3 protein-coding genes and 1 pseudogene are annotated in these 3114 nt (G+C 41.9%); 2 read left to right on the forward strand and 2 right to left on the reverse strand.

The window, feature by feature from the left end; translation table 11 throughout:
• Positions 1 to 440 precede the first annotated feature (440 nt).
• A complete protein-coding gene (locus AACS92_RS19900) occupies positions 441 to 1658 on the forward strand; it encodes an AAA family ATPase (RefSeq protein WP_099111993.1) in 1218 nt (405 codons plus the stop codon).
• Complete coding sequence (locus tag AACS92_RS19895) at positions 1648 to 2628, forward strand: ParB family protein (RefSeq protein WP_099111992.1); 981 nt, start codon at positions 1648 to 1650, stop codon at positions 2626 to 2628. The genes AACS92_RS19900 and AACS92_RS19895 overlap by 11 nt, the downstream gene beginning before the upstream one ends.
• 137 nt (positions 2629 to 2765) lie before the next feature.
• On the opposite strand, the gene AACS92_RS19890 is transcribed toward AACS92_RS19895, so the two are convergent.
• Together AACS92_RS19890 and AACS92_RS19885 are read right to left on the reverse strand one after the other, a co-directional pair.
• Positions 2766 to 2978, reverse strand: a complete 213-nt coding sequence (locus AACS92_RS19890) for a hypothetical protein (RefSeq protein WP_099111991.1) — start codon at positions 2976 to 2978, stop codon at positions 2766 to 2768.
• A pseudogene (locus AACS92_RS19885) lies at positions 2978 to 3114 on the reverse strand (IS982 family transposase); the annotation flags it as partial. The pseudogene AACS92_RS19885 and the gene AACS92_RS19890, both read right to left, overlap by 1 nt.

The raw sequence follows: 3114 nt of genomic DNA on the forward strand, positions 1-3114 counted from the left end.
AGACGGGAATGCACGCCCCGTAGCTCCTGTTCCCAGAGGTTGACAGGTGAGGTCATAGGACACCTCCCTTGGTGTTAGGAAGATAGAGAGTCATCATGATACAATATGGATCACGGCTGTAGTACTAAAACCATATCCCCGTTTCTATGTTTACTAGCTCTTCTTTTTCATGTGGAATTTTATGATTTCTCAATAGCCCTCCTGATAAGCTGGTTAAGCCAGAACACAAAATTCCATTCCCCCTCTGAAATTGAGGCGAAATTCTGGCGATTTCACCCTGAAATTCCTCATAAAAAATAATTTAAAACAATAAGATAATCATAAAATCTCTATGTGGAAAATAAGCAAAATAAAGCGCTTTTCAATTTAAAAATTTTACATTTATAGTTTTATGTAGGATATTTAAATAAAATCAAAAAACCTACACATACGGTAAAATAATGAATAAAACCTATAAACAATTAGACAAAGTTGCGCAAAGGTCAGTTCGTCTACTCCAGTCGCTCAGTCACCAAATCCAAAGCCAAAAGCTGGAGTTGAGTAAAACAGCCTATTACCAAACGTATTCAAAGGCGGCTCTCGCAAAATTACCCAAGTTAACGCGCGCCAGCGTGGATTATGCCGTTAACGAAATGGAAGCGCAGGGATATGTATTTGGCAAAAAGCAAGCAGGCTCTTCATCCAAGTACGCAATGACAATTGAGAACATCATAGATCTGTACCATCACAGAGGCGTACCCAAATACCGGGCTCGCTATCACGAAGCATTGACCTTCTTTATAGGTAACTTGAAGGGAGGAGTATCCAAAACCGTCAGTACAGTTTCTCTGGCACATGCATTACGCACCCATCCGCACTTGATTTTCGAGGACCTTAGGATCTTGGTTATCGACCTTGACCCACAGGCATCGGCAACCATGTTCCTCGATCATGAGCAATCTATCGGTTCTGTTGATACAACATCAGCCCAAGCTATGTTGCAAAACGTTTCCCGCGAAGAACTGCTGTCTGAATTTGTCACGTCTTCAGTTGTTACAGGCGTAGATATTATCCCTGCATCCATTGAAGACGCATTCATCGCATCACGTTGGGAAGAACTCTGCGCAGAACACCTGCCAAACCAGAACATCTATACCATCCTTCGCGAAAATATCATTGATAAAGTGAAACATCATTACGACTTCATCTTTATCGACAGCGGGCCACACTTGGACTCTTTCTTATCTAACGCGATCGCTGCCTCAGACTTTCTTATGACTCCAATCCCACCCGCACAAGTGGATTTCCACAGTACGCTGAAATACTTGGCTCGCTTGCCGGAGCTGGTAGAAATAATCGAATCTACAGGTGCATCAACTCGCCTCAGAGGTAACATCGGTTTTATGTCCAAATTAGTTAATAAGACCGATCACAAGCTCTGTCATAGCCTGGCAAAAGAAATTTTTGGTGGTGACATGCTTGATTTCGCCATCCCCCGCCTAGATGGATTCGAGCGTTGTGGAGAATCCTTTGATACCGTCATTTCCGCAAACCCTGCTACGTATATCGGCAGCGGCGAAGCGCTAAAGAATGCGAAAGGCGCAGCAGAAGACTTCGCCAAAGCAGTTTTTGATCGTATTGAATTCATCAGGGTCAACAGAGGCAATAATGCAAAATAAAAAACGTCTAACCATTGGCAGAACATTTAATTCAGTATCCTTGGATACACCAGTAGAGAACCAAACTACAGAACAGCGTTTCACCCTGGCTTCGGGTCAAACAGCCATATTTCAACTCGAACATATTCCAGTCGATAAACTGGAATCTGAAACGACCGTTAATTTTTTGGTTAACGGTCGAGATCAAAATGCGCTGACAAAAGAATCTGTCAGTGACATCATACGCACTATCAGTCTTCAACAATTCTTCCCAGCAATAGGCCGTCGTATTGATGGCAAGATAGAGATTCTGGATGGTTCTCGCAGACGCGCCGCCGCGATTTTCTGTAGTGTTGGTTTAGATATTTTAGTCACGAACACCAACATCAACTCCGATGACGCAAGACAACTTGCCGCAGATATCCAGACTGCAAGAGAGCACAACATTCGTGAAGTCGGCTTGCGCCTGATCCAGTTGCGGGAAGGGGGGATGACTCAGAAGGAAATCGCTGAGTCTAGCAACATGTCACAATCCAAAGTGACTCGTGCAATCCAGTGTGCTTCAGTACCTAGTGATATTGTTGCTATGTTTCCTGTCATCGCAGAATTGAGCTATCCAGACTATAAAGCACTTTTAGGCGTCACCATTGACATCAAGAAAAACAAACTTTCGATTGACGAAGTCATTAGCTGCGTGCGTAGTGAAATCCAGCATATGGATAAAACCAAGCTAGTTGCTCCCGACGAAATGAAGTCGAACATCATCAAACTGTTTAAAGATTTTAGCAGCAACAAAGCAAAAAAAACCGCAGCAGAAAAGCAGCAGGTGAGTTCTCTTTGGAACTTCAAAAATAAGGATTCTTTTGCTCGTAAACGAGCTAAAGGTAGAGCCGTGAGTTTTGAATTTAACCGTGTACCAAAAGAATTTCAGGAAGAATTGGAAGGAATGATCCAACTATTAATGCGAAAACATTTCGATTTAAATGAATAATTCGCCAGCCTACTTCACCTATAATTAAATGAATTTGACGCGTTGCTCGACTTTAACATCCTATAACATTGACTTGTTGAAGTCGAGCATCGCGTTAAGAATATCATATTAGCGCTTTGGTGTCGTGACCTGATATTCTAAATTTCTAAGGAAAACTTTTCATTAACACCAATCTCTTCAATAAAATCTGGATCATGACTTACGACCAAGATACTACCGTTAAATTGATGTAGGGCCTTAGCTAGCTGAACTCTAGAATCAATATCTAGGTGATTATCTGGTTCATCAAGCAAAAGAAAAAAGTCTCCGACTTGATTAACCTCAGCTTCGCTTAAAAATAGCGATCTCATTATCCCGTAGATTCAAGCTCGGTTTTTTTAGGTTGGAATGTATAAGCAATAAGGCCGGCAGTAACTTCCAATAAAAAACCGAGTTGACTGCGATGCCTTGAATGCTCTATCTGAGAAATATTCTTGAGCTGATCGA

It is taken from the genome of Xenorhabdus sp. KJ12.1, from assembly GCF_963876495.1.
GTDB lineage: Bacteria > Pseudomonadota > Gammaproteobacteria > Enterobacterales > Enterobacteriaceae > Xenorhabdus > Xenorhabdus stockiae.

Excerpts from the sequence above, each read along its gene's own strand:
- AACS92_RS19900 (WP_099111993.1), top strand. The coding sequence starts at position 441 with ATGAATAAAACCTATAAACAATTAGACAAAGTTGCGCAAAGGTCAGTT.
- AACS92_RS19895 (WP_099111992.1), top strand. The coding sequence starts at position 1,648 with ATGCAAAATAAAAAACGTCTAACCATTGGCAGAACATTTAATTCAGTA.
- AACS92_RS19890 (WP_099111991.1), bottom strand. The coding sequence starts at position 2,978 with ATGAGATCGCTATTTTTAAGCGAAGCTGAGGTTAATCAAGTCGGAGAC.